This window comes from Sphingobacterium sp. Ag1 (assembly GCF_000988325.1).
Lineage (GTDB): Bacteria > Bacteroidota > Bacteroidia > Sphingobacteriales > Sphingobacteriaceae > Sphingobacterium.
Genome location: NZ_LBGU01000042.1, coordinates 116021 through 136738, shown reverse-complemented (window position 1 = coordinate 136738; position 20718 = coordinate 116021). Strand labels below are relative to the sequence as shown.

General features: G+C 38.8%; 20 protein-coding genes. 8 read left to right on the top strand and 12 right to left on the bottom strand.

The window, feature by feature from the left end; all coding sequences use genetic code 11:
* Window positions 1–144 precede the first annotated feature (144 nt).
* The 8 genes from AAW12_RS16605 to AAW12_RS16570 form a co-directional block, all read right to left on the bottom strand.
* Window positions 145–1824, bottom strand: coding sequence for a helix-turn-helix transcriptional regulator (locus AAW12_RS16605; RefSeq protein WP_046674774.1), 1680 nt, complete (start codon window positions 1822–1824; stop codon window positions 145–147).
* Between the two features lie 140 nt (window positions 1825–1964).
* Window positions 1965–2546, bottom strand: coding sequence for a 5-formyltetrahydrofolate cyclo-ligase (locus AAW12_RS16600; protein ID WP_046674773.1), 582 nt, complete (start codon window positions 2544–2546; stop codon window positions 1965–1967).
* A 257-nt stretch (window positions 2547–2803) separates the two neighbouring features.
* Entirely contained in the window at window positions 2804–3364 is a 561-nt protein-coding gene (efp, locus tag AAW12_RS16595) for an elongation factor P (RefSeq protein ID WP_046674772.1), read from the bottom strand.
* A gap of 257 nt (window positions 3365–3621) precedes the next feature.
* Window positions 3622–4251, bottom strand: coding sequence for an ATP-binding cassette domain-containing protein (locus AAW12_RS16590; protein ID WP_316933109.1), 630 nt, complete (start codon window positions 4249–4251; stop codon window positions 3622–3624).
* A 17-nt stretch (window positions 4252–4268) separates the two neighbouring features.
* Window positions 4269–5057, bottom strand: coding sequence for an acyl-ACP--UDP-N-acetylglucosamine O-acyltransferase (gene lpxA / locus AAW12_RS16585; protein ID WP_046674771.1), 789 nt, complete (start codon window positions 5055–5057; stop codon window positions 4269–4271).
* A gap of 10 nt (window positions 5058–5067) precedes the next feature.
* Window positions 5068–6468, bottom strand: a complete 1401-nt coding sequence (locus AAW12_RS16580) for a bifunctional UDP-3-O-[3-hydroxymyristoyl] N-acetylglucosamine deacetylase/3-hydroxyacyl-ACP dehydratase (RefSeq protein ID WP_175441947.1) — start codon at window positions 6466–6468, stop codon at window positions 5068–5070.
* 138 nt (window positions 6469–6606) lie between these two features.
* A complete protein-coding gene (gene lpxD, locus AAW12_RS16575) occupies window positions 6607–7647 on the bottom strand; it encodes a UDP-3-O-(3-hydroxymyristoyl)glucosamine N-acyltransferase (RefSeq protein WP_046674769.1) in 1041 nt (346 codons plus the stop codon).
* A 33-nt stretch (window positions 7648–7680) separates the two neighbouring features.
* Complete coding sequence (locus AAW12_RS16570; RefSeq protein ID WP_046674768.1) at window positions 7681–8931, bottom strand: HD domain-containing protein; 1251 nt, start codon at window positions 8929–8931, stop codon at window positions 7681–7683.
* A gap of 218 nt (window positions 8932–9149) precedes the next feature.
* Here AAW12_RS16570 and AAW12_RS16565 point away from each other — a divergent pair, with 218 nt between their 5' ends.
* Genes AAW12_RS16565 through AAW12_RS16555 form a run of 3 tightly spaced genes read left to right on the top strand, consistent with a single transcriptional unit; the run spans window position 9150 to window position 12197 of the window.
* Window positions 9150–10703 carry a bifunctional response regulator/alkaline phosphatase family protein gene (locus AAW12_RS16565; RefSeq protein ID WP_046674767.1) on the top strand — a complete coding sequence of 518 codons (1554 nt, stop codon included), beginning with the start codon at window positions 9150–9152 and terminating at the stop codon, window positions 10701–10703.
* A gap of 12 nt (window positions 10704–10715) precedes the next feature.
* A complete protein-coding gene (tsaE, locus tag AAW12_RS16560) occupies window positions 10716–11126 on the top strand; it encodes a tRNA (adenosine(37)-N6)-threonylcarbamoyltransferase complex ATPase subunit type 1 TsaE (RefSeq protein ID WP_046674766.1) in 411 nt (136 codons plus the stop codon).
* 24 nt (window positions 11127–11150) lie between these two features.
* Window positions 11151–12197, top strand: coding sequence for an ABC transporter ATP-binding protein (locus AAW12_RS16555; RefSeq protein WP_046674765.1), 1047 nt, complete (start codon window positions 11151–11153; stop codon window positions 12195–12197).
* A gap of 9 nt (window positions 12198–12206) precedes the next feature.
* Here the strand turns inward: AAW12_RS16555 and AAW12_RS16550 are convergent, their stop codons facing one another.
* Both AAW12_RS16550 and AAW12_RS16545 read right to left on the bottom strand, forming a co-directional pair.
* Entirely contained in the window at window positions 12207–13058 is an 852-nt protein-coding gene (locus AAW12_RS16550; protein ID WP_046674764.1) for an alpha/beta hydrolase, read from the bottom strand.
* 111 nt (window positions 13059–13169) lie between these two features.
* Window positions 13170–14381, bottom strand: coding sequence for an alanine dehydrogenase (locus AAW12_RS16545; RefSeq protein ID WP_046674763.1), 1212 nt, complete (start codon window positions 14379–14381; stop codon window positions 13170–13172).
* A gap of 134 nt (window positions 14382–14515) precedes the next feature.
* Here AAW12_RS16545 and AAW12_RS16540 point away from each other — a divergent pair, with 134 nt between their 5' ends.
* The 5 genes from AAW12_RS16540 to ytxJ all read left to right on the top strand — a co-directional run bounded on the left by AAW12_RS16540 (window position 14516) and on the right by ytxJ (window position 19133).
* The gene (locus AAW12_RS16540) at window positions 14516–16441 is read left to right on the top strand and encodes a polysaccharide biosynthesis protein (protein WP_046674762.1); all 1926 of its coding nucleotides are present in this window, start codon (window positions 14516–14518) and stop codon (window positions 16439–16441) included.
* 78 nt (window positions 16442–16519) lie between these two features.
* Window positions 16520–17191: a tetratricopeptide repeat protein gene (locus AAW12_RS16535; protein ID WP_046674761.1), complete on the top strand. Its 672-nt coding sequence runs from the start codon at window positions 16520–16522 to the stop codon at window positions 17189–17191.
* A gap of 88 nt (window positions 17192–17279) precedes the next feature.
* The gene (gene ribH, locus AAW12_RS16530) at window positions 17280–17768 is read left to right on the top strand and encodes a 6,7-dimethyl-8-ribityllumazine synthase (protein ID WP_046674760.1); all 489 of its coding nucleotides are present in this window, start codon (window positions 17280–17282) and stop codon (window positions 17766–17768) included.
* A gap of 284 nt (window positions 17769–18052) precedes the next feature.
* Window positions 18053–18793, top strand: a complete 741-nt coding sequence (locus AAW12_RS16525; protein ID WP_046674759.1) for a hypothetical protein — start codon at window positions 18053–18055, stop codon at window positions 18791–18793.
* Between the two features lies 1 nt (window position 18794).
* A complete protein-coding gene (gene ytxJ / locus AAW12_RS16520; RefSeq protein ID WP_197084070.1) occupies window positions 18795–19133 on the top strand; it encodes a bacillithiol system redox-active protein YtxJ in 339 nt (112 codons plus the stop codon).
* Window positions 19134–19253: 120 nt separating this feature from the next.
* On the opposite strand, the gene AAW12_RS16515 is transcribed toward ytxJ, so the two are convergent.
* Window positions 19254–20279: an isoaspartyl peptidase/L-asparaginase family protein gene (locus AAW12_RS16515; RefSeq protein WP_231585288.1), complete on the bottom strand. Its 1026-nt coding sequence runs from the start codon at window positions 20277–20279 to the stop codon at window positions 19254–19256.
* A 16-nt stretch (window positions 20280–20295) separates the two neighbouring features.
* Window positions 20296–20706, bottom strand: a complete 411-nt coding sequence (locus AAW12_RS16510; protein WP_046674757.1) for an RNA-binding S4 domain-containing protein — start codon at window positions 20704–20706, stop codon at window positions 20296–20298.
* Window positions 20707–20718: the final 12 nt, after the last annotated feature.

The following is a 20718-nucleotide window of genomic DNA, read 5'->3' as shown; positions in this document are numbered from 1 at the left end:
AATCCTTAGACATCTTTTCTTTCGAATGATTCCCATCGAACTGCGCCCTTACTGTGCTTTCACCTTGCATACAGGTCGAAGCCGGCCACTATACCATCTTAACTTAGCCTCCAAAAAGCCCCCTCTGCCAACCGATGATCTACATTAAACAAACTCCTTGTCGGAAATATAGTCCATAAGCACCCCGGCTTGATCTCCAAGCTTCTTTTTCAAGCGCTGCATAGATTTTTTTATGGCGTCTGGAGTAACCCCCAATACATTGGCTACTTCCTTATTATTTAGCCCTAATTTCATCAGCACAATTACCCTCAAATTGGATTCCGTTATGTCGCGGAATCTGGATTGTATATCCTGCAGTAAATTGGGAAATTCTTTTACAATCAATAATTTAAATTCCTGCCATTTCTCTTCGGTGATGAGATGTGACTGCAACAATATTTTTAGTTCCTCACGATCCTTTTCAACAACATTACCTTTTTCCTCAAGCATCGCAGAAAGCACATTGATCTGTTCATTATTCCGCTTAAGGTAAGCGACGTACTCTTCCACTTGGCTTTTAGAACTTACCAGTTCCCTGTCCAATTCCGCTTTTGTATACTTTAGATTAAGAAGCTGATATTCATAGTCACGGATCCTTTTTCTCGCTCGATATCGAACAGTATTATAAACAAAAAAGAATAACACCAATACCAATAAACTTACGATTAGCCATAATCGTCTTTCCGCCTGCTTTTTCTTAATAACAGCTTGTGCCAACGACAACTTATCGGCATACTTTTGCTTGTCGGCCATAAACTTCAATTGCGACAATACTGGATCGCCGTCTAAAAAGCGGAGTGAGTCTTGGAGACGTTCTATCCTTCTTCGTGCATTCAGCTCACGACCGATATCATTGCTTTGCATCGCCAAATTCAGCTTATGAATTTCCAGTTCAAGTATTGTCTTCTTATCATCCGAGCCCAACAAAAGGGATTCAGCTTCCGCAATCATAGAACGAACATCCTTTGTTTCCTTATTCGCTATATTCAATCGAATTCGCATCATTAAGGCAAAAATTGTATTTCGATCATTTCCAAGAGATCTTGAAATCTCAAGATCCTTATCCAGGAGCAATAAAGCCTTATGGTAATCCTTCATCCCTTCGAACACAGCAGCCTGATTGCCTAAAATCTTCGCGTAGCGTAATGAGTCATTTTCTGAAAGTGCCAACGTTTGTGCTAACTCAAAAATTTTCATCGCTTGCAACGTATCACCGCCACTTTTCAGTGTCAGTACACCTAAATTGTCTAAGATTTCAGCTTTCAGTCTTGGTGAAATTTGCTCTTGTCGTTGCCCTAAATCCAGATATTTAATTCCAGAAGTATAATCACCTAAAGTTCCAAAAAAATAGCCAAGCTTCTTGTAAGTCTGTGTTAGGTCTAAAACAAGTTCTTTAGGTATATCTTCTAGCCCTTTCTCCCCTTCCAAAATAAAAGGTAATGCCTCAGAGGCTTTCAGGCATCGATACAGATAAAAGCCATACATTACTTTCACCCAAACCCGTACATTTTGGTAGCTATAGCCTTCTTCAAGGTCCAGCGCTTTCAAATAGTATTTATCACTAAAGTTGTTTCTTGTACCTTCATCGTTAAACGACTGATCCGCCAGTAAACAATAATAGATTGCCAAAAGTGCTTTATCATTTTTTCGTACCGCTTGACTAAAATAGGGTGCAAGATACTTGCTCAACGACAGACTAGAGGATTGATACTGCGCTGATTCTTTTATAATTGTCTCGTAAAAGGTCTTCTCTTCGATCGAGGAATTGGAATCCATTAAATCCATCCCATAGACCACATGACAAGGTATGATTGTTAGGAAAAGAAAAAATAGAAGACATCGAAGCATATTGGCACAGGCATTGAATTTCGCAATAAAAATAAAAAATAATTTTAATTAAATCAGCATGCGGCAAAATCAGCCCACTACTTATCAAAAAAACGATAAATATGATCTGGCGTAATGACCTGCGTTAATTGGACATCGTATTCATTTTTATCCAAAATTACATCAATTGGATCAAAAAAAGATAGTCCAACACGCTGTACATCAACTTTGCAGGACGCGAAAAAACGGTCATAAAACCCCTTTCCGTAACCTACCCTGTAGCCCAAAAGATCAAAAATTAACAAAGGAACTATAATCATATCAATAAGCGATGAATCCACCTTAATGCCGGATACAGGCTCCGGAATACCCCAGTTGTTCGCCTCAAATAGGGTATGCTCATCCAATATGAAATGTTGCATCGAATAGTCCTCAAAATTAGATCGCGAAACGACGATCTTTATCTGTGGAAAAGATTCTTGAATATAGTTGATTATTAAATATGTATTGGGTTCGTGATATTTCCCTATGGGAATGAAAATATGCAAAAATTCGACCTCCGACAGATCAAGCTTTGTAAACTGCGAAAGTAGTCGTTCATTGAACGTGGTTTCTGTCTCTACAGACAATTGACAACGCTTAGTTTTATACTCAAGTCGTAATTCTTGTTTTGATTTCATTTGTAAAATAGTTATTCCTAAATTTTATTTCCCTTCTTCACCAAAATCCCCATTTAAGTCTACCACTTATGCTACGATTAATCAAAAATAGCATTCCTCCCAATTCAATTTTTATTTAAGCTTCAAAAGCTATTAGAAATTCTTATTCAGAATCGAAAACCATATGCTCAACTCAGTTGAAACTTTTGTAAAAAAAAACGGCCTTGTAGCGAGCGCTAACAAGACCGAATAATCAACCTAAACCTAAAATCTTTATATTATTTTACGCGTTCGATATAATTACCTGTTTGCGTATCAACTCTTACTTTCTCACCTTGATTGATGAACAACGGCACCATAATTTCAACACCAGTCTCTACAGTTGCTTTTTTCAATGCATTTGTAGAAGTATCTCCTTTTACAGCCGGTTCAGTATATGTAATTTCCAATTCAACGCTTTTTGGAGCTTCTGCCATGATAGGCTCATCACTTTCAAAAGCAATAATTACAGTCATTCCCTCTTTCAAGAAACGAGCTGAATCACCGAACAAAAATTTAGGAATATTGAATTGCTCGTATGTATTGTTGTCCATTACCACGAAGAAATCTCCATCCTCATACAAATACTGATAATCGCTTGTTTCTACACGTGCAATCTCTACAGATTCGTCAACTCTAAAACGGTATTCAACTAACTTACCAGTTTTAACATTACGCATTCTCGCTTGATAAAAAGCACGTAAATTGCCTGGTGTACGGTGTATATATTCTTCTACGGATACTAATTCTCCGTTAAATCTTAAGATATTTCCTGATTTTACCTCTGATGCCTTAGCCATTCTTTGAATTGAACTTTAAACGGTTATCTCATTATTGAGTCGTCAAAAGTACAAAAACTAATTGTGTTATTAAAATTTCATTCGCTACTTTTTTTCTGAACGTGTTTGTTTTTTATGGCCGGAGGGAACCTTCAGCTCACTTTCGTAGCTGCTAATGGTTATGCCATCTTGGCGGTTCTACTGAAAATAAGCAGTTCTAACACAAGGCAAGAACTTTTCTCCTATTTTCGATGTGATAGCAACAAATTGTTGTCCCCTTAAGACTTAAAATCAACTATAGAAATACTTTCATCGCAGAATTCATACTCCTTCTTTTGGTTCGAACAGACGATAAACAATCTAGATTCCAATTTTGTACGCTCAATTAAACGAAGATACCATTCTTCACCTTCACTATCCAAATTACTCGTAGGTTCATCCAACAAAACCAAGGCAGATGCAGAACAACAAGCTAGCGCTAGCTTGACACGTTGACGCATACCTGATGAAAAAAAACGGATCTCTCTGTCAAGCGCATGTTCCAATCCCAATAGGCTGATAACAGTTGCTTTATCAAAAGAAGGAAGATAATTTTTAAATTTAAAATGAAAATCAATCAGCTCATTTAAAGTAAATTCCTCGATCAGTTCGACATAAGGAGCCGACAGAGACAGCTGCTGATATATCGTGTCCACACTTAGGGCTTGGTCTCCATCTGTGTAGATCAATTCACCCGCTGAGGGTGTCAAACTACTTGAAAGCACTTTTAGGAAAGTGGACTTCCCTGAACCATTATGGCCAAGGATGGCATAACTCTTGCCGGACTCGAAGGTATAGTTTATATGCCTAAAAATCCATTCATTGTTATACCTCCTACCAATATCTTTTAATGTAATTTTCAAATTCACTAGAATCGACAAAGCGACTACATCGCTCTATTATTGAATCCTTTCATGATACCGCGGCCTGAGTTTCGAATAAAATCCAAAATTTCATCACGGATTTCCGTTGCCTGATATTCAGCTTCTATAATTTCTATCGCTTTAGCCAGGTTTCTGTTTTGGACAAAAAGAATGCGATAAAGATTCTGAATCTCAGCAATTTGCTCTTCCGAAAATCCTCTTCTTCTCAATCCAACAGAATTAATGCCCGCATAAGAAATCGGTTCACGCGCGGCCTTAACAAAAGGAGGAATATCCTTACGTACCAATGAACCACCGGTAACAAATGCATGCGAACCAATTTTAACAAATTGGTGAACAGCGACCATCCCAGCAAGTACAACATAATCGCCTACCGTAATATGTCCAGCAAGTGTACTGTTGTTTGAGAAAACACAATTGTCACCTACTTCACAATCGTGTGCAACATGACTATACGCTTGGATCAAACAATTCTTTCCAATGACTGTTTTATACCTATCCTTGGTTCCTCTATTGATTGTTACACACTCACGAATGGTTGTATTGTCTCCAATTTCAGCTGTAGTAACCTCACCATCAAATTTTAAATCTTGCGGTTCCCCAGAGATTACTGCACCGGGATATATTTTACAGTTTTTTCCAATTCGAGCTCCATCCATGATCGTCACATTTGATCCTATCCAAGTGCCTTCACCAATGACGACGTCTTTATAAATGGTTACAAATGGCTCGATGACCACATTTTTAGCAATTTTTGCCTCCGGATGAATATAAGCTAAGGGCTGTATCATCTATACTACTTTAGTTGTTATTTACTCTTACGATTTGTGCCATAAGCTCCGCTTCGCACACAATTTTCTCTCCTACCATAGCCACACCTTTCATTTTTGCGATACCTCTTCGGATCGGCTCCATCAAGTCACATCTAAAAATAACAGAATCCCCTGGAGTTACCTGTGCTTTAAAACGTGCATTTTCAATTTTAAGGAATAAGGTCAACCAATTCTCTGGATCAGGGACCGTCTTCAACACTAAAATTCCCCCTGTCTGTGCCATAGCCTCTACCTGCAAAACACCAGGAAATAATGGCGCACCAGGAAAATGTCCCATAAATAGATCTTCGTTCATGGTAACATTTTTCAAACCCACCACATGTGTTTCCGTCAATTCAAGAATTTTATCGACCATAAGCATGGGCTGACGATGTGGTAAGATCTTCATGATTTCTACCGTATCGTATAATGCAGGCATATTGGGATCGTAAACCTTGATTTTTTTACGTGTTTTATCTTTCTTGATCTGCTCCTTTATTTTTTTTGCAAAAGCTACATTCGCAGCATGGCCTGGTCGTGCAGCCATAATATGCCCTTTCAAAGGTCTTCCAACTAGCGCTAGATCTCCAACCATGTCCAACAATTTATGTCGAGCAGGTTCATTTTGGTAACGCAATTGATTATTGTTTAATATTCCTTCCTTAGCAACTGCAACGGTTTCTTTATGAAAAAGATGCGCTAATTTCTGCAATTCCTCAGGAGAAGTCTCCTTGTCCACAATAACGATTGCATTACTTAAATCACCACCTTTAATAAGGCCATGATCAACCAACATTTCCAATTCGTGTAAAAAACAAAACGTACGCGAAGAGGCTATTTCTGATTTAAAATCTTCAATCGATGTTATTGCGGCATGTTGACTTCCCAACACAGGCGAATTAAAGTCGATCATACAAGTCAAACGATAACCATCCATTGGCATACCCAGTATTTCAACTTTGCGATCTGGCTCTGCATAATGGATATTGTTGGATATCTCATAATAATCCCGGTCAGCATCTTGTTCTTCAAATCCCGCTTCCTCTAACAACTTCACAAAAATTGCTGAACTTCCATCGAGTATGGGTATCTCAGGGCCGTCAATATCAATCAGCACATTATCAATTTGTAAACCAATTAACGATGCCATCAAATGTTCAATTGTACTCACACTTGCTCCATTTTGCGTTATTGTCGTCCCTCTGGAGGTATCCGTCACATTATCCGCATCAACCAAAATTTCTGGTTGTCCCGCTAAATCTACCCGTCTGAACTTAAACCAGTGATTTTCCGGAGCTGGCTTAATCGTCATCGATACAATTTTCCCTGTATGAAGACCTACCCCCGAAATTTCAACCTCGTTTTTGATGGTTCGCTGTTTTACATTCATTTCTAATAACATATTTTTAAATCAAAACTTCTTTTGACAAAACATTTATCCCTTAAGCTACATCGATGTTGCCATAGCAGTGCCTGGAATGCTTATTTCATCACCATTAAAGAACAGTTTATTTTCAATGAAAAATAATTATTTCAATTTTTTTTCTACTAACTTTTCTAACTCTTGGATTCGTTTTTCCAACTCAGGGAGGCGTGCAAAAATCACATTAGAACGCAATTGAGGCTGATAAGGCATCACTGGTGTACCGCCCCACTTTTTACCTTCTTCTTTAATCGATCTATTCACTCCTGATTGCGCCTGGATTTGAGAGCCCTTTGCAACAACAATATGCCCAACAACCCCAACCTGGCCTCCTAAAACCACATGTTCTCCAATTTTTGAGCTACCAGAAATACCTGTTTGCGCTGCGATTACAGTATTCTTTCCAATATCAACATTATGTGCAATTTGAATCAAATTATCCAACTTAACACCATCACGCACGATTGTAGCACCCATTGTTGCTCGATCGATTACTGTATTGGCGCCGATCTCAACATTATCCTCCACTTGCACATAACCAATCTGAGGTACTTTTTTATATGTTCCGTCTTCTTGTGGTGCAAATCCAAATCCATCCGATCCGATCACAACACCAGAATGTACGACGACATTTTTCCCAATCTTACAATCATGATAAATCTTTACCCCTGGATAGAGTGTTGTATTATCTCCAATCGTTACTTTATCGCCAATATAGACCTGTGGGTAAATTTTCACGTTATCTCCAATGGAAGCCCCTCGTCCAATATATACAAATGCACCAATATAACCTCCTTGGCCGATCTCCGCTTCAGTATGTATAAAATGAGGCTCCTCACGTCCGCTTTTGTCAAGACGGAACTCATTATACATATTCAAAATAGTAGAGAAAGCAGCATATGCATTCTTCACCCGTATGATCGTTAAAGTCGGCTTAGTTGCTTGGGTCAATTGTAAATCTTCATTCACAATTACAATCGAGGCGTCAGTAGTATAAATAAAATGCTCATATTTTGGATTTGACAAAAAAGAAAGATCGCCTTTTTTACCTTCCTCAATTTTGGCAAGGTTACCTACAGTAACTTCTGGATTTCCTTCAATCCGTCCTTCTAATAATGTCCCTATTTGTTGAGCAGTAAATTGCATGGTACAAATCTATGTTTTTTTATTAAAAAATAACTACTTGATGGAAGTAATTGCAACATATCCCACCTCTTTTGGATAACATAAGGCGTATTTAGCCACATTTTTCGATAGTGCTTCTAAATTCCCTAGATCAGAAGCCTCTGTTATATCCACGAGCTCACCGGATTTCAATAATATTTTTATTTGATCCTTGGAAGAATTATAGGCACGGTTTTGAATTTCCTGCATAAATACATAATAATGAATATCCTCCTGAGCCACACCCAGCTCAGCTTGTACTTTCGATTTCACTAAATCTACATATGCTGGCGAGAATGGTTTATTGCTCATGACAGAGCGATATAGATTACGTTTCATAACGCGCTGGCACATTGTACTTAAAATAGAATCCTCATGATGTTCCCATGTTTTTATGGCAGACATAATATCCGTATCATCTAAACGAGTAAACCAATCCAAATGTAACGGGTCATCCAAAAAATTAGTTTTGTTGACCTGCTGGCTTAAAAACCAATGAAAAGCCGGGGTAGAAAAGAGCTTATGACCAGCAGCCGTTAAATATTTTGCCCGCTGCAGAATTTTAATCAATAATTGTTCAGCACCGATAACGGTCTTATGTAAATAGACTTGCCAATACATCAGCCGTCGTGCAATCAGGAATTTCTCGACAGAATACAGCCCTTTATATTCCACCACGATTTCATCCGCCACGACATTGAGCATTTTTATGATACGATCAAATGAGATCACGCCTTCCGATACACCGGTAAAAAAACTATCTCTATTGAGGTAATCCATTCGATCAACGTCCAATTGGCTCGACACCAATTGATGGAGAAATTTGCGTTCATATTTATTGTTAAAGATTGTAATTGCCAAGCTTAACCTTCCGTCCAAATCCTGGTTGATACGATTCATCAACAGGGAGGACAATAACTCATGTGAAACTCCTTCAATCAAACTATGCTCCAAAGAATGGGAAAAAGGACCATGGCCTATGTCATGTAGCAAAATTGCCGAAAGAACAGCCTCCTCTTCATCAGCAGAAATGGTGACACCTTTACTCCGCAAAGTTTCCAAAGCCATCGACATCAAATGCATCGCTCCTATGGCGTGCTGAAAGCGAGTATGCAAAGCTCCGGGATAGACAAGATGTGTCATGCTCACCTGCTTAATATAGCGGAGCCTTTGAAAATAAGGATGTTGCACCAGGTCGAAGACCAATCCTGTAGGAATAGCGACAAATCCATATACCGGATCATTAATAATTTTATTTTTGTTCAACGTGGCGACAAATTAATACGATCATCAACACTATAAATTATGATACCGAGCGCTTTAATCACGAACCCTTGGGTAACACTAGTATAAACTTAAAACAAAGATAGTTAGTTCACCGTTAAGAAATGTTAAAAATAAAATCTAAAGCACGATATTTGCTTATGTTAGCATGAGATCGAAAATCAGATCCTCCCCTCTACTAATAGACATATAATAACAAGATGCAAAAAACACATATTCTTTGGGCTGACGATGAAATTGACTTTCTAAAACCACACATTTTATTTTTAGAAAGCAAAGGTTACAAAGTTGACACGGTCAACAATGGAAATGATGCCGTTGAAGCCTTTAAGAATGGTTTTTTCCATCTCGTTTTCTTAGACGAAAATATGCCTGGGCTAACCGGGCTCGAAACACTTGCCATACTCAAATCGATCAACCCTACAGTTCCAGTTGTTCTGGTCACAAAAAACGAAGAAGAACATGTCATGGAAGATGCCATCGGCTCCAAAATAGATGATTATCTGATCAAGCCGGTCAACCCCAAGCAGATCTTGATGACAATAAAAAAATTAACGGAGAACAAGCGTCTTGTCAATGAGAAAACATCCATGGCCTATCAACAGGACTTCCGCAATTTGGGGATGATCTTAAATGACAATCTGGATTTCAATCAATGGTCAGAAGTCTACAAAAAACTGGTATACTGGGAATTGTCCCTCGAAAAGCTTGAGGACAACAATATGCATGAAATTCTGACGATGCAAAAATCCGAAGCAAACATGCAATTCTCAAAATTTATAGAAAGCAACTATTTACAGTGGATTAACCGTCCCGAAAACGCGCCGATTCTATCCCACCAGCTATTTAAGAAGAAGGTATTTCCGACCATAGAAGATCATATACCGACATTTTTCTTTCTAATAGACAATTTGCGTTTCGATCAATGGAAAATTATCAATGAGGTCATCACCGATTATTTTCGACTTGAGGAGGAGATAACCTATTACAGTATTTTACCAACGGCAACACAATATGCTAGAAATGCCATCTTTAGTGGCTTAACTCCACTGGAAATGGAAAAACGCTTTCCAAAATTATGGCAAAATGATGAGGATGAAGGCGGCAAGAATTTATATGAAGATAAATTTTTGGAAGATCAGATCAAGCGACTTTACCGCAAGGCCATCAAACACTCCTACAGCAAAGTTTTGACGCTGGAACAAGGAAAGGACGTGTTAGACAATCTCGGCAATTTCATGCACAATCAACTGAATGTATTGGTGTATAACTTTGTTGATATGCTTTCTCACGCGCGTACGGACAGCTCTATGATTCGTGAATTAGCGAACGACGAAGCAGCATATCGCTCCCTCACATTGTCTTGGTTTGAACACTCACCTTTATTAGAGGCAATAAAATGGCTCTCGCAAAAGAAAGTGCGTGTGATTATTACAACCGACCATGGCACGATCCGGGTAAAAAAGCCAAGTAAAATCGTTGGTGATCGAAATACAAATACAAATTTGAGGTATAAGCAAGGCAAAAATCTGAATTATATCGACAAAGATGTTTTTGCTATCAAAAATCCCCACGAAGCACAGCTGCCTAAACTTCATGTGAGTTCAACATACGTTTTTGCCAAAGAAGATTCGTATTTTGTCTACCCCAACAACTACAATCAATTTGTCAACTATTTTAATGGAACGTTCCAACATGGTGGAATCTCGTTGGAAGAAATGATTATCCCCTTTGCGACATACCTACCGAAATAGTAATTTTGCCACATGGAAATTATTGTAAATACCACAGCAGATCTACCTCAAGCGGCGCAGACACTTTTAAATAGTTTTCCTAAGGCCCGGGTTTTTCTATTATATGGTTCCATGGGAGCAGGAAAGACAACTTTTATAAAATACCTGTGTAAACAATTGCATGTACAAGACAGTACATCCAGTCCAACATTCTCCATTGTTAATGAATATGAGTCCCCAATTGGACCTGTATATCACTTTGATTTTTACCGCATTAAAGATGAACAGGAGGCATTCGATTTTGGTTATGAGGAATATTTCTATTCAGGTGCTTATTGCTTTGTTGAGTGGCCGGAGAAAATCCCCAACTTACTTCCTGAAGAAGCAAAAGAGATACATATTAGCATCCTAGATGCAACAACACGTCAAATTTCTATTCGTTAACTACCTTTTTTTCGACTCCCTACTATGGCTCATTCATCCTCTTGTCAATATATTCCAACTGATACCCATGTGCCCGGATTAGCGGCTATACATGCCGAACACCTGAGCTTTTCATTTCATGAGAACACGATGCAGTTTGCTGTTGAAAATAGTTCTTTCGATATCGAAGAGGGAAAAATAACAGCAATCATTGGTGAATCTGGCAGTGGAAAAAGTACATTACTGAGGCTTATATACGGTCTTTTAGAACCAACTGCTGGCATTGTACGCTATAAAGGGTGGCAAGTACCCACGCGCAAGGACAAGTTAATTCCCGGACATGATGCCATGAAATTAGTCTCGCAAGGCTTTGACGATTTGAATACGTATGCTAATGTATGGGATAATGTTGCCTCACAATTGCCAAACACAGATATCAAACGTAAACAAGACAAAACTGCGGAAATATTACAACGTCTACGGATCGATCACCTCGCTAAAAAAAGAGTAGCAGACATCAGTGGCGGAGAAAAACAACGCGTCGCCATCTGCCGTGCATTGATCAACGAGCCTGAAGTCTTACTCATGGATGAACCATTCAATCAGGTAGATGCCTCTTTTAGGGATACCTTGCAACAGGACATCAAGGATATTGTCAAAGAAACCGGACTAACCGTCATTTTAGTTTCCCACGATCCAACGGAAGTACTTGCCCTGGCAGATAATCTCATTGTGATGAAATCTGGCAAAATCCTAGATCAAAACAACCCACATGTATTGTATAGCAATCCATCGCATCCTTATACCGCCCAATTACTGGCAAAAAGCAATATATTACAGGTGGAACAGGCTCAAAGTTTAGGTATAGCAAGCGATAAACCAATCGCGATACATCAAGAATGGATTTCAATCAGTCCTGCTGAGCAGTCTACTTTTTTCGTAAAAGATGTCCGATTCAGAGGTTTTTATTATGAAATAGTCGTGAGCAATAATGAGATTAACTTACATGCGATAATAACATCGCAAATAATTCCACAAAAACAACAGGCTGTCGATCTAACAATATCCCACTGGATCTCTTTTGACCATTAATTGCATAACTTAGTCTTGTGTATCAAGCCAAGATAAAAATGCGTCAAACCATAACTTATCCGAAGTTTTGTTAATTAATCCAAAACCGTGTCCCCCTTGCTCAAAGGTATAAAGCTTGTTGGGTACTTTTGACTTGTCCAGAGCAGCAATCATTCTATAACTGTTTTCTATCGGTACAGCTGTATCGTCTTTGGCATGCACAAAGAAAACTGGACAAACTTCAGGAGACACCTGCAAATTGGAAGAAAAAAGGTTGATTTGGTCTTCTGAAGGGTTTTCTCCGATGAGATTTATACGCGAACCTTTATGTGTGATATCATTTTGCATAGAGATTACAGGATAAATTAATCCAGCAAAATCAGGTCTTAGAGACACATGTGAAGGATTCACTATATAGTCTTTCTTAAACTTCGTTATTAAAGTGGAGGCCAAATGTCCGCCTGCGGAAAATCCGATAACCCCCACCTTTCGAAGTCCGGGGTGCAGCGTTCTGATCAATTGCATTGCCCGCTGCGCATCCTGAAGAGGCCCGATAGATTTGTCGCGCATGATATTCGGCGAAGGTAATCGATATTGTAAAACATATGCCGAATACCCATTTTTCACCAACTCTTTAGCAACAGCATGTCCCTCATGATCCATTGCGATATGAGCATACCCACCCCCAGGAATAACCAGTACGGCGATATTTTTATCCATACTTTTATCTGCTGTATAGGCAAATAACTTGGGGACGTTCTTTTCTAAATTTACCTGCTCTTTTTCAGTTGCATTTGGAATTGAATCTGTATAAAGGTTGATTGCCTCCTGCGCTTTAACAAGCGAAATCAAGGAACATAAAATCATAAAAATTTTTTTCATTTAAATAACATTTTAAAAAAGATCTCCAAACTATATCTACTAGAAATATGCGTCCCTTTCACATGTAACATCCTCCCGGAGTAGATCAAGAACGAGCTGGATACTTAGGGTTTATAACGAAGAAACGACTAACAAATCTAAGTCCTTCGCCGTCATATTAAACCTTGAGGCCATGTCTATATTCGTCAGGTTACCTTGATACAAATAAATGGAACTCCGAATACCAGGATTCTTCCAAATAGCATTTTTCAAACCCCCGAGTTCAGCGAAATCGAGCAAAATCGAAGTGAAGATATTACTCATGGCATAGGTGGCTGTTCGCGCTACCCGAGACGCTATATTGGGAACACAATAGTGAATAACATCAAATTTTCGAAAGATCGGTTTATCGTGAGAGGTTACCTCCGAAGTTTCAAAATTGCCCCCTTGATCAATGCTTACATCTATAATAACGGAATTAGGTTTCATTTTGGAAACGGTCTCTTCCGAAATCACACAAGCGGAACGTCCGTTAAGCGCTCGTAAAGCACCAATAACAACATCTGAACTGATCACAGCTTTGTTTAAAATAATAGGTTGTATAACAGAGGTAAACACACGACTACCCAGATTATTTTGTAGTCGTCTAAGTTTATAAATGGAATTATCAAATACCTTTACCTCTGCTCCTAGCGCCAAAGCCGTCCGAGCGGCTTGTTCACCAACGGTGCCAGCGCCGATAATAACAACTTCTGTAGAGGCTACTCCAGTAACACCACCGAGCATCAGCCCCTTCCCGCCAAAAGCATTGCTCAGATACTCTCCAGCAATTAAAGTTGCCGTCGCCCCCACGATTTCGCTCATTGCACGAACCACTGCTAGGCAACCGCCCTCATCTCTTAAATATTCGTAAGAAATTGCCGTGATTTTTTTATGCATTAATGCCTTTAATACATCCAGATTCATGAGTGAGGGTTGCTGAGAAGATAATAAAAGCTGTCTTTCTTTCATCAACTTAACTTCACTAATCATTGGGCTACCAACCTTGATGATCAGATCCGCCTGGTACACCTCTTCTCTTGACGATACAATACGAGCCCCCTGTTCACTATAATGGTGATCCAAAAAATTGGCTCCGGAGCCTGCTCCCGTCTCAATGATTACTTCGTGCCCATTTTCTACCAATAATGCAACCGCCAACGGTGTCAGGCAAATTCGCTTTTCCTGAAGCGAGATTTCTTTTGGAATGCCAATAAATAAACTTTTTGCATTCTTTTTCTTTTCAAACAGCATCTCTTTTGGAGAAATCATAGCCTGACTCGCAAGCTTTCCTAACTCATTCATCTTGTAAAATTGATCGTTAGCTAAAATTACGATAAATAATCAATCTTATCAAACGAAGATAAATTTGGTTTGGCACAGCTTTGGAATGAAACAAATTTATCTACATTTGTTTTAAATTAATCAGATATAATACCATGCTCAGTAAAGTCAATATAGTGCCACGGTGGATCATTTTTTTATTGGACATCTTTAGTGTATCCGTCGCTTATCTCCTCGCAAACGTCATTTATTATGATTTTAACTTCGATTTTTTACTCGACATTGATTTTAGCATTCGTTACATTTTATTTATAGGTGTATCCTCTTTATCATTCTATCTCTTCAAAATGTATACTGGGATAGTTCGTTACACAAGCGCCATCGACTCCATACGTATATTATCAACGATAACATTCAGTGTTTTTGTTCTCCTGTTTATAAAACTAGTCATCCAGGCAAACGAAATGGAGCGCAACATTCCGACAGCACTCATCATATTCTTCGCTCTTTTCTCCTTTCTAATTCTAACTGTATACAGAACGATTATTAAGATTTTCTTTCTATACACCAAAAAAGTCAGCGGTTCCAGAAAAAAAACACTGATCTATGGGGCCGGTGATTTGGGAATTGCTGTAAAAAGAACCTTAGACCATGATGTCCGTTCCAAAAATGCTATTGTAGGTTTTTTGGATGATAATGAGCAAAAAATCAACAAAGTAATTGATGGAACAAAAATTTATTCTTCCCAAAAGTTTAGCCACCTCATTAACACATTAAATATTGAGGAGGTCATCATCGCTTCGCACAATATCCCATCGGACCGCAAAAATGAAATCACAGATGTTGCGCTGGAAAAAAACGTCAATATTTTAACACTACCGCCTGTTAAAAAGATCATGAATGGCGACCTTAATCCCAATCAGATTCAGAAAATAAAAATTGAAGATTTGTTGGAAAGGGATCCGATCAAGATTAACGACGACCACATCCTAAGCCAGACCAAGGGCAAGAGAATCCTTGTCACTGGCGCAGCCGGTTCTATAGGAAGTGAAATTGCAACCCAATTGGGAAGATACGAACCGCAGATGATTATACTTTGTGATCAGGCAGAGTCACCCCTGCATAACCTTCAGCTTGACCTTCAAGATGAATTCCCAAATCAAGTATATCATACGTACATCGCCGATGTCCGCAGCACAAAAAGGATGCAACTCCTTTTTGAGACCTTCAAGCCGCACTATGTCTATCATGCGGCTGCATACAAACATGTGCCCATGATGGAAAATCACCCGTTGGAAGCCGTGCAGACCAATGTGATGGGGACGAAAAATCTGGCTGATTTAGCCGTAGAATTTCAGGTTGAAAAATTTGTTTTTGTCTCTACCGATAAAGCTGTCAACCCGACCAATATCATGGGAGCTACAAAACGTATTGCAGAAATCTATGTACAATCGTTAAACAATCATTTGGAAAACACATTAGGGGCAAATGTTCACACCAAATTTATTACAACCCGCTTTGGCAATGTCCTAGGCTCCAATGGATCTGTTATCCCTCGATTCAGAGACCAGATTCAAAAAGGTGGCCCGGTAACCGTTACTCATCCAGAAATTACACGGTATTTTATGACCATTCCCGAAGCATGTCGCCTAGTCCTTGAAGCTGGAACAATGGGACAAGGTGGCGAAATTTTTGTATTTGATATGGGTAAATCTGTCAAAATAGTTGAGTTAGCTAAAAAAATGATTCGCCTTTCAGGATTTAAACCGAATGAAGATATTGAAATAAAATTCACCGGATTAAGACCTGGTGAAAAGCTATATGAGGAATTACTAAATGATTTAGAGAATACCTTACCGACTCACCACGAGAAAATCATGATCGCCAAAGTCAGAGAAAATAATTATGATATCGTGTGTATGAAAATCGAAGAATTGCAACAGCGTTTATCCACACAAAACAAAAACGAAGTTGTCTATCAAATGAAAATTATTGTACCTGAATTCAAAAGTAAAAATTCCATCTACGAACAGCTAGACAAGGAAATTGAATTGTCGAATGAATCGAAAAAGCAAAGTTAATTCACGTTAAAATTTGCAAAACACTTGCAAATTTGCTCGAAAAGTGTATTTTTGCAATCCATATTTTACTGATTAGTAATGTCTAAAAACACAAATAATACAAATCAAGGTTTCAAACCTTCAAAAGGATCTTTTTTTCAAGATAACCAAAAAAGTGTCGTGTTCATTTTAGGTGGTATCGTTGTATTGATCTTACTTTATTTTGGATATCAAAAGCTTTATCTTGATCCAAGAGCAGAAGAAGCTTCGAACCGTATGTACAAAGCAGAACAGCTTGCTACAATTGATTCTTTACAAAGTAAAGCAATCATGGGCGATGGTGCATTTCTTGGATTTAAACAAATTGCGGACGAATATTCAAACACCAAATCTGCCAATATTGCAAACGCCTATTTAGGAGGTTTATATTTGCGTCAAGGTAAATTCGATGAGGCTGCGAAAGCGCTTGAAAAATATGCTCCAACAGGAAGTCAAATTCTAGATCCACTCGTAATTGGTTTAACAGGTGATGCTTATTCAGAATTAAAAGACTACAAAAAAGCTGCAGACTACTATAAGCAGGCTTCTGAAAAATCAAGCAACTCGTATACAACTCCACTCTTTTTGAAAAAATTAGGTCTTGTATATGAAGCGCAAAATGACTACAAAAGTGCAGAGACTGCTTACAAGAAGATTAAAACAGATTTTCCGGAAAGCCAAGAAGCGTCAACAATTGATGGTTTGTTAGGTCGTGTACAAGCACATTTGTAAGAGAATAATTATAAAAATATACGAAAAGGAGGCTATTTGATAGCCTCTTTTTTTGTGACCATCTAAAATCACTATCTTTGTTCCTATTATGGCAAGTAGCATTAAAAATTTATCCGACTTTTCGCATATCCAAGTTGCGGATGCAAGTCCATTCAAATTTGCAATCGTTGTTGCACAATGGAATGCAGAAATTACAGGTGCATTATTGAATGGTGCAATTACAGGCTTAGAGAAGCATGGCGCTCTAGAAAGCAATATCCAAGTCATCGAGGTTCCTGGGAGTTTCGAATTGATTTCAGGAGCAGATCTTGTGTTCAGAAATCAGCGTTTTGACGCTGTTATCTGTTTAGGCTGTGTCATTCAGGGCGAGACAAGACACTTTGATTTTATCTGCGATGCAGTTGCAAATGGCATTGCCAATGTCGGGATCAAATACAATAAACCAGCTATTTTTGGTGTGTTAACTACTGATAACCTTCAGCAAGCATTGGATCGCGCTGGCGGGAAACATGGGAATAAAGGTGAAGAAGCTGCTATCACAGCAATACAAATGGCCCATATTGCCAAAAAATTCTAGTTTTGGTATTAATTTTGCCTACCATTCAATAATGAAAAGTATTGCTGAGTACAGCTTATTGCTCAGATACTTATATTTGAATAAATCGATTAATAATATATTCAGTTATCTTATTAATCGATTTTTATTTTTTCACTAGAATAAATTGTTATTGAATTATCTTGATTGTATTGTAAATCAGTTGTACAACGATAGGTAGTTTTATAGACAATGACGCAATGATGAAGTTTAACCGATCAATTTTGATGCGGCTTACTTGATGATTGTTTTTAAAAAAAAGGATTATGAAAACATTATCGAATGTACTCTTGGTCATTATGCTGACATTATTCTGTCAGCTGGATCTTGTGGCGCAAGACGATAGTCTAAACAAGCAGATTTGGCAAAGTATCGGTGGCCAAGAAAAATGGGATTCTTTGCAATATTTGGCATTCTCAGCAAAGGGAAATACCATTTCCGACCAATTGTCAAAAGAAGAGCGAAAATTCTTGTTCAATCGCAGCACCGGAGCATGTCGATTTGACGGCTATAGCGGCACAGATCAGGTGACCTATCTGTTTAATTTTAAGAATCCAGGGGCCGATAAACTCTTTATTGGAGGGAATATAGCTGGAGATGGGCCGGAGCTAAAAAAGTCAATTAAAAGCCAATTATTTTCGGATCTTCATCTGCTCCTTTTACCGACGCTGATCGGACAGAAGAATGTGCAGCTAAAAAGTCAGAAGGAAAGTTTCAGCGCTGGACAGAAATTAACGATAGCAACTATCAGCTCGTCAGGCACTATCTTTGGTTCCAAGATGGATGGTTTGCTTTATATTGATCAAAATACCGGTGAGATTGTACGTTACGAATACACAGATAAGGGCGAAAAAACCACTTATGAAGTGAGCAAATATAAGGAGATTGGCGATGGTATGCGTTTACCTAGTTTCTTCAATTCGACAAGCAATGACCAAAAGAGTTGTATATTCTCCGCTATTTCGTCTTTTGTACAAGTAGAACAGAAAAAATTTACAGAACTATAATATGATTAATTGGATAGAATTAAATACAGAGGAACAGTTACAGGAGCTTTATCAATCTGATAAAGTTGCAGCCATCTTTAAACATAGCACGACTTGTGGTATTAGCAATATGGCTAAGCGCAGTCTTGAGCGTATGTCTGCGACTTCAGACCATGATTATGCAATCTATCTTTTAGATCTTTTGCGCTACCGTCCATTATCAAATGAGATTGCCCAACGTTGGAATGTAACACATCAATCCCCTCAGATACTGATTGTTGAAGGAAAAGAAAGTCTATATGATGCTTCTCATGGCGATATCCAATTTGATGAGATTGAACAATACCTGACGGCAATTTGATAGCATTGGCCATAATCGCTGTTCAATAAAAAATAGTTAACAAAATTTATCCCAAGGGGTTAATATGTATTACATTGACCCCCTTGGGATATTTTATGATGATGAAAACAGCTGAATTGGCTATTTATAAATTTCTACTGTTATCTTACCGTCTTTAGTCACTGTACCGCGATACATCCCGGTGGTATTAAAAGGCATCGCAACATGTCCAGTTTTATCCAGTGCGATCAGGCCTCCATTACCGCCCATTTCACCAATCCGATCGATTACTTGTCGGCTCGCTTGATCAACATGCTCACCTTTGTATTCCATTAAAGCTGACACGGAATATGCCGCCACGGTGCGGATATAATATTCACCCCATCCAGTACAGGAAACAGCACAGGTATTATTGTTCGCATACGTTCCTGCACCAATAATTGGCGAATCTCCGACACGTCCAAACTTCTTGTTAGTCATGCCTCCTGTAGACGTACCTGCCGCCAGGTTACCTGCTTTATCCAAAGCAACACAACCTACGGTACCAAATTTAGCATCTTTATTGATGATTCCTAAACGTGAACTTTGTTTTTGATCGTGATCTAGTTGCGTGCGCGTATTCTCCTCCTGCTTTATTTTCTGCAAAGCTTCCCAACGTGCTTTAGTCCAAAAATAAGAAGGATCTACGATGGTTAGCCCCACTTTTTTTGCAAATTCTTCAGCACCTTTCCCCACCATCATAACATGTTCAGATTGTTCCATCACGGCCTTTGCCGCTGAGATTGGATTTTTGATCGTCGTCACCCCTGCAACGGCCCCTGCAGCCAAGGATTTACCATCCATAATGGAGGCATCCAGTTCGTTGCGTCCATCATGTGTAAAAACCGCTCCTTTCCCGGCATTGAACAAGGGTGAGTCTTCCATCACATGAATAGCCGATTCGACGGCATCCAAACTGGATTTACCTTCTTGCAACTTTTGATAGCCTATACGAAGTGCTTGCTCTAAGACAATTCGATAAGCTTGTTCCATCGAATCTGTCATATTCTTTTTCAAGATCGTCCCCGCTCCACCATGGATCGCCAAAACAAATTCGCCCTCGGTCACGCTTACAGATTTTTTATAGGACTTACAGGAGATTGCCACCAGACTCCCTACAAGTATCATGGCACATATCTTGAGCTTATTCATCTTCCTTCTCCCACCATTCTGAAGATTGTAAATCATCTATCTCACGACGGTCTTTTTTAGTAGGTCGCCCTGTTCCGCGGTCGCGTTTTAGTACGGGCGCATGAAATACGGATTTAAACCCTACCGTTTCTTCTACAGGTGTCTGATCTTCGTAGAATTGAACAGCAGTCTTGGCGTCAACACGACGTTCTAAAAGACCTGTCACCTGCACCACTTTTTTTTCGATTCCCTTTTGGATATGGTACACATCTCCGATCTTAACTTCATAAGAGGGCTTTATATTTTGGCCTTTGAGTTTTACTCGTCCAGCCTTACAGGCCTCCGTTGCCAAAGTTCTTGTCTTAAATAACCGAATTGACCACAAATATTTATCAATTCTCAATTTTTCTGATGTTCCAGCCATATTACAAAAATA